This window comes from Mesorhizobium sp. M7A.F.Ca.US.014.04.1.1 (assembly GCF_003998745.1).
GTDB lineage: Bacteria > Pseudomonadota > Alphaproteobacteria > Rhizobiales > Rhizobiaceae > Mesorhizobium > Mesorhizobium ciceri.
The window spans coordinates 1-6339 of sequence record NZ_RZRW01000346.1 but is presented as its reverse complement, the minus strand read 5'-3'; the positions used below and the strand labels follow the sequence as shown (position 1 = coordinate 6339).

Annotated in this window: 9 protein-coding genes; 4 read left to right on the top strand and 5 right to left on the bottom strand. The window is 63.4% G+C overall.

All coding sequences use genetic code 11. The features are described 5' to 3' along the window. Positions 1-651 (top strand): 3-oxoacyl-[acyl-carrier-protein] synthase III C-terminal domain-containing protein (locus EOA22_RS21470; protein ID WP_281040772.1); only part of this gene is annotated, 651 nt, incomplete at its 5' end. Between the two features lie 10 nt (positions 652-661). Here EOA22_RS21470 and EOA22_RS21465 read toward each other — a convergent pair. Continuing rightward, a complete protein-coding gene (locus EOA22_RS21465; protein WP_063168495.1) occupies positions 662-1228 on the bottom strand; it encodes an isoprenylcysteine carboxylmethyltransferase family protein in 567 nt (188 codons plus the stop codon). A gap of 197 nt (positions 1229-1425) precedes the next feature. Between EOA22_RS21465 and EOA22_RS21460 the strand changes: the two genes are divergently transcribed. After that, a complete protein-coding gene (locus tag EOA22_RS21460; RefSeq protein WP_063168494.1) occupies positions 1426-2043 on the top strand; it encodes an MOSC domain-containing protein in 618 nt (205 codons plus the stop codon). A gap of 47 nt (positions 2044-2090) precedes the next feature. On the opposite strand, the gene EOA22_RS21455 is transcribed toward EOA22_RS21460, so the two are convergent. Beyond that, on the bottom strand, positions 2091-2930 hold the full coding sequence (locus EOA22_RS21455; RefSeq protein ID WP_063170269.1) for an SDR family oxidoreductase: 840 nt from the start codon (positions 2928-2930) through the stop codon (positions 2091-2093). A gap of 129 nt (positions 2931-3059) precedes the next feature. Continuing rightward, positions 3060-4025: a D-amino acid aminotransferase gene (locus EOA22_RS21450; protein WP_063168493.1), complete on the bottom strand. Its 966-nt coding sequence runs from the start codon at positions 4023-4025 to the stop codon at positions 3060-3062. Between the two features lie 158 nt (positions 4026-4183). Here EOA22_RS21450 and EOA22_RS21445 point away from each other — a divergent pair, with 158 nt between their 5' ends. Next, entirely contained in the window at positions 4184-4681 is a 498-nt protein-coding gene (locus tag EOA22_RS21445; protein WP_127390206.1) for a hypothetical protein, read from the top strand. A 6-nt stretch (positions 4682-4687) separates the two neighbouring features. Here the strand turns inward: EOA22_RS21445 and EOA22_RS21440 are convergent, their stop codons facing one another. Further along, on the bottom strand, positions 4688-5002 hold the full coding sequence (locus EOA22_RS21440; protein WP_013530931.1) for a DUF2293 domain-containing protein: 315 nt from the start codon (positions 5000-5002) through the stop codon (positions 4688-4690). Continuing rightward, positions 4999-5538: a tRNA (N6-threonylcarbamoyladenosine(37)-N6)-methyltransferase TrmO gene (gene tsaA / locus EOA22_RS21435; protein WP_063168491.1), complete on the bottom strand. Its 540-nt coding sequence runs from the start codon at positions 5536-5538 to the stop codon at positions 4999-5001. The genes EOA22_RS21440 and tsaA overlap by 4 nt, the downstream gene beginning before the upstream one ends. A gap of 122 nt (positions 5539-5660) precedes the next feature. Here tsaA and EOA22_RS21430 point away from each other — a divergent pair. Next, a partial coding sequence (locus tag EOA22_RS21430; RefSeq protein ID WP_127390205.1) for a metalloregulator ArsR/SmtB family transcription factor occupies positions 5661-6339 on the top strand: 679 nt, incomplete at its 3' end.

The following is a 6339-nucleotide window of genomic DNA, read 5'->3' as shown; positions in this document are numbered from 1 at the left end:
GCCTTGCACATCGCCGTCAATTTGGTGCGGTCGGGCGCGCACAAGCGCATTCTGGTGACGACGCCCGAGATCATCACCGGCCATCTCAATTTCCGCGACCGGCAGACGCATTTCATTTTCGGCGACGCTTCGGTGTCGATGGTGGTCGAAGGCCTGGCCAAGGGCGACAAGCGGCCGGGGCGCTTCGAGGTGCTCGACACGCGCATCTGGACGCAGATGTCGAACAACATCCGCACCAATCTGGGCTACCATACCCGCACCGCCCAGGATGATCCCTACATGATCAATCTGGAAGGCAACCTGATCAAGCAGGTCGGCAACAAGGTGTTCAAGGAAGTCACCGTCGCCGGGCAGAAATTCATCGTCGAATTCCTCGCCGAGCACGGGCTGACGCCGCAGGCGATCAGGCGCTTCTGGCTGCATCAGGCCAATGCGCGGATGAATGCGATGATCCTGAAGCTGTCGTTCGGCCACGAGGTCGATCACGACCGCGCGCCAATGGTGCTGGAGCGGCTGGGCAACACGGCGGGCGCCGGGGCCATCGTCGCGCTGTCGGAGAACCACGCCGATATGAAGCCGGGCGATTTCGGTCTGATCTGCGCCTTCGGCGCGGGCTATTCGATCGGCGGCGCGCTGCTGAGAATGCTTTGAGGCTGCCGCGTCATGCTGGTGCGAACGGCACCAGCATCGGAACGCGCGCGGCATAGTCGTCATAGGCGCTGCCCAGTTCGCCGCGCAGGAAATTTTCTTCCAGCCTGGCTTTCGTCACGATGCCGATGATGAGCAGCGCGGTTCCGGCTATGCCCCACATGGTGCCCTTGGCTGCCATGGTGGCGAGGATCGCCAGCAGCAATCCGGTGTAGATCGGATGCCGGACAAGGCCATACGGGCCGGTGTTGACGACACGGTGCCCGGCCTTGGCGGTGATGGTGCCCGACCACAGCCTGCCGAGATGCAGGCGCGCCCACCAGGCAAAGGCGATGCCGATGGCGATCAGGGCGACACAGATCCAGGCTTCGGGGAGATCAGGCATCCACAGCCTGAGCCGGCCTTCATAGCCGTGCGCCGGAATGAACAGCAGCACCGCGCCGGCTATCCAGAGACCCCGATAGCGGGCCTCCGCCTTGAACCCGGCGCGCTTCTGGGCAGGGTCGGACCACAAAGCGGCGACGGCCCAGCTTCCTGCCCAGATCAACCAAAGCAACGTGATTGCCGTCACAGGTCGCATGATCAGCCTCCGCAAACCGTCTGGACGTCACTATGAAACCGGCACCGCGCGCCGGCAATGCGGTGCGAGATCGATGACAGGTAAGAAAAGCGTGATCGCGATCCTATCGGTGCTGTTGATCGGACGATCAGCACTTTCGACTGGACGCCGCGAAGCGCGCCCGGCTAATTCGCTGGATGACGAATAGAAAGAACGCCATGCCGGATCTCTTCCCCGAGGCTGAAAAGCCGGTTGAAATCATTGCCGCGCGAAAGCTTGCCGCCAGGGCGGCAGCGCTTTACGTGGCGCCGGCGGATCATTTTCAGACGCGCCCGGTGGACGAATTGCGGCTGGGTTTCGACGGCATTTCAGGCGATTTCCATGCCGGGCCGACACGGCGCTCGGGCGGGCGCGAGCCCTGGTATCCGCGCGGCACTGAAATGCGCAACGAACGGCAGCTGTCGATCGTGGCAGCGGATGAACTCGCCATCGTCGCCGAGCGCATGCGCCTGGCCGAGATCAGGCCGGAGTGGATCGGCGCCAATCTTGTGATCGAAGGGGTGCCGAACCTCTCCATGCTGCCGGCCGGCACGCTGCTGTTCTTCAAGGGCGGCGTGACAGTCAAGGTCGACGCGCAGAATGGTCCGTGCCGCATCGCCGGCCGGTCGATCGCGGAGAACGCCGGAATGGCCGACGTCGAAGCCGGCGCTCTGCTGTTCCCGAAAGCGGCGAAGCGGCTGCGCGGCATTGTCACCTGGGTAGAGAAGCCAGGCACGGTTAGGGCAGGCGAAGAGATATCGCTGCGCGTGCCGGAGCAGTGGATTTATCAAGCCTGAGGGCCGGCTACGCCGCCCATGGAGCGGCGCAGCAAAAGCGCTGGACTTCAGCCCTTGCGGTTCTTCTTCACGCCTTGCGCCATGATGGAAACGTCGTCCCACTTCTCCCAGGTGGCAATGCGGTTGGCGTATTCCTGCTTGATCATCGGCAGGCCGCCATCGCCGAAGAATACCCGCAGCGGCGGCTCGGCGGCGTCGACAATGGCCAGCATGGCCGGCCCGGTGGCGTCTGGATCGCCGGCGACCGAATTGGCGCGGCGCTCGGCCATCTTGGCACGGGCGGGCGCATAGGCCTCGATCGGTTGGGATACCTTGGCCGACGGCCCGGCCCAGTCGGTGGAGAAACCGCCCGGCTCGACCAGCGTCACATGGATGCCGAATTCCGCGACCTCGATGCTGAGCGACTGGCTGAAGGCCTCCAGCGCCCATTTCGAGGCGTGGTAGAGGCCGAGCGAGGCAAAGGCATTGACGCCGCCGATCGACGAGATCTGGATGATGTGGCCGGAACGCTGTGCCCGCATGATCGGCAGTGCGGCCTGAGTGACCCACAGAGCGCCGAAGACATTGGTTTCGATCTGGTCGCGAGCTTCCTGTTCGCTGACCTCCTCGATGGCGCCGAAATGGCCGTAGCCGGCATTGTTGATGACGACGTCGAGCCGGCCAAAACGCTTGTGCGCCTCGGCGACAGCGGCATCGACGGCTTTCTTGTCGGTGACGTCGAGCTTTATCGCGGCAATCCTGTCGCCGTATTTCTCGACGAGATCGGCGAGGGTGCCAGCATCGCGGGCGGTTGCCGCGACGCGGTCGCCTCGGGCGAGTGCAGCCTCGGCCCAGACGCGGCCAAAGCCCTTCGACGATCCGGTGATGAACCAAACCTTGTTTGTCATGATCTTGGAGTCCTTGCCCCTGCGGGCGTGATTTTGGATGAAAGCGGAGGCTTCTCCGCTTTCGGGCATATACGGTCGATCCTCTGATTTTCCAGAGGCGACGGGAATCTTTTGACAAAGACGCCTGAATTATCGGAGATAATTCACCTGAGACGACCAGGCCGGGTCCTCGTGCTTTTGCCAGTAGCGCGCCATCAGCCGGCTGGTGATCGGTCCGACCTTGCCATTGGCGATCGCCGCGCCGTCGATCTCCGTCACCGGCATGATGCCGCCCGCAGTGGAGGTGATGAATACCTCGTCGGCCTCGCGCAATGCGGTGACGCTGAGATCGGTCGCCGTGGCGGCAAGGCCTTCTTCTGCACAGAGATCGAAGACGGTGCGGCGGGTGACGCCGGGCAGCACGCCGGTGGCCGGCGTCGACAGTTTGCCGTCCTTGACGCAGAAGACGTTGAAGCCCGGGCCTTCGGCGACATTGCCGTTGAAGTCGAGGAGCAACGCGGTCTCTGCACCGCGGTCATAGGCATCGTAGAGGCCGCGCACCAGATCGAGCCAGTGGTAATTCTTGATCGCCGGGTCGATCGAGGCCGGCGGAATACGCATCTTGTCGCTGATGGCGACGCGCAGGCCGCGCTGCAGCTGCTCGGCATTGGCGACCGAGCCGAACGGCACGGCGAAGGCCATGAAGCGGTTGACCGCCTGGCGCGGGTCGCGGCTGAAGGTCGGAGAGGCGCCGCGCGTGCACAGCATTTCGACATAGGCGGCGCGATGACCGGACAGCGCTACGCAATTGTGCAAGATTTCGGTCACGCCGTCGCGGTCGAAGGGAATGGTCATGCGCAGCTTTTCCAGCCCGCCGAGGAAGCGGTCGAGATGCAGATCGAGGCGGAAGAAGCGGCCGTTCCAGACATGCACGGTGTCGTAGGTTGCGTCGGAATGCAGAAAACCCCAGTCCAGCACCGAGATCTTGGCCTGCGACATCGGCAGGTATTGGCCGTCGAGAAAGGCGATGCCGTCGGGGTAGGAATGCGGGTCGACATGGCGGTCGCCAACCACGGGCAGTTGCTTCTCGTCCTGTGTCGTCGCCGTGTGGCTCATTGGGGCTTCCTGTCACGCAAGGCAAGATCAGTAGGCTATCGGCGCTGGGCAGAAGGCATAGAGCCACCCGCCCGGTGCTGTTCGGCCTCGATGACGATCTCGTCGATACATTGGATCGGAATTGCCTTAGATTGCGCGCTCTGAACGGGAGGGGGAAGATGGGCAGGCTTGGGGCCGTCATAGCAGCCATGACGATGTTCGCCGCTGCGGGCGAAGCCAGCGCCCAGTGCGCGCGCGAAGGCGATGAATTGTGCCAGGGCGGGCAGACCTATCGCTGCGAGAAAACCGGCAGCGAATTGACACCGATCTTCCAGAACCTGCCTTGCGCGGTGCCGTCGCTGAGCGGCACCTGGGTCGGCAGCGGCCATCAAAGCCCGGCGGGTGACGCCGGGGCCGACTGGCCGATCGCCATGACCATCAGCGATGGCAGCGCGTCGATCGACTATCCGTCACTCGGTTGCGGCGGATCGCTGTCACAGACGTCCAGTGACGGCATTTCGGCGGAATACCACGAGAGCATCACCTACGGTCAGGACAAATGCGTCGACGGCGGCAACATCACCGTCAGGTTTTTCAAGGGAAATCTGTCCTGGACCTGGATCGGCCAGGCCGATGGTCAGCCCTATAATGCGGTCGCAGTGCTTAAGCGGAAGTAGCCGTGGTCATTCCTCCTCGTCATCCGCGTCGAGCAGGCGCGTCGCGCGCCAGCGAGTGAGCACGACGTTGGTCTGCTCGATGACGAAGAAACGCGCCGAGTCGCGGTCGTAACCTTCGCTCAGCAGTTTCTCGTAATCTGTGTGCATGTGGCGGATATGGGCAATCGTCGCCAGCCATACGGCGATGCCTGGTGGCAAGGTCTTCATGTGGACCGCGCCGGCGTCGCCGCGGATCTTCTCCATGTCGGCATAGGGTGCCAGCGGCAGAAGTGCTGTCAGCGCCTTGGCGATGGCGCGGCGGCGACCGGTGGGCGCCGTCATCGCCGAACCCCGTTGGGCTCGTCGCGCCCTTCGATGGTCGCCTCGGCAATGGCGTCGGTCGAGGCGAAATAAGGTTTGATGTCGATGACCGGAGTGCCGTCGAGCACGTCGATGGCGTCGAGATCGATGCGGCCGGTGTTTTGGTCGAGCCCGACGAGCCTGGCCACATGCAGCCCGATTGGGTTGGGGCGGGCAGGGGAGCGCAGCGAAAATACGCCTTTTGCTTCGGCCGCATGGCGTGGTTTCTGCACAATCAGGTCCCGCGGCGCGTGATGCAGCCAGGACAGGATGATGACGTGGCTGGCGCGCTCCAGCCCCCGTAAGCCATTTCGGTAGGGCGCGTCGATGGTCAGCACTGCCTTCTGCCCGGTCTCGCGCGCGGCGCGCATGTTCTTCGGGCAGGTTTCGCGCGTCGTCCACGGCGAGGCAATGCGGCCGATGAAGACGATGCCGTCATCCGGCGGCATCAGTGCGGGATCGTTTTCCAGCCTCTGCTCGCCTTCGCGGGCCTCGAACATCTCACGCGGTCCAGTCATGGCCCATGTCTCTTAAAACGCCACACAAGCGGCATTTTCTTGTCCGGAAGCGACATAGCGCTTGCAAGGTTTCGAAAACTGACATAAACATATGTTTATATCTTTTCAAAGAGAATACGCTGATGCATGTCTCGCTCGACACTATGGTGGATACGTTAAAGGCGGCGGCCGAATCCAGCCGATTGCGCATACTGGCACTTCTGTCGCGCGGTGACCTCACCGTTTCCGATCTTACCGAAATTCTCGGCCAGTCGCAGCCGCGCGTTTCGCGGCACCTGAAGCTGCTTCTGGAGGCAGGGCTGATCGGCCGCTACCAGGAAGGGTCCTGGGCCTTCTTCCGCCTGTCGGATGCGGATTCCGCGCGTGACTTCGTCATGGGCCTGGTTTCCGGCATTCGCGGCGCCGATCCGCAGGTCGAGCGCGATCTTGAGCGCCTGGCCTCGGTCAAGCGCAAGCGGCAGGACCGGGCGGTCGAGTATTTTTCCGTGAATGCGGCAAGCTGGGACCATATCCGCTCGCTTCATGTGCCGGACCGCGCCGTCGAAGCCGCAATGCTGAAACTGGTCGGCAAGCGGCCGTTCCAGTCGATGCTCGATCTCGGCACCGGCACCGGGCGGCTGCTCGAAATCTTCTCGCCGCTCTATCGGCGCGGTGTCGGGATCGACATGTCGCGCGAGATGCTGACCGTGGCGCGCGCCAATCTCGACAAGGCCGGCGTTTCGAACGCGCAGGTTCGGCAGGGCGACATCTTCGCGCCGCCGGTCGAGCGCGATGCCTTCGATCTCGTCACCATCCATCAGG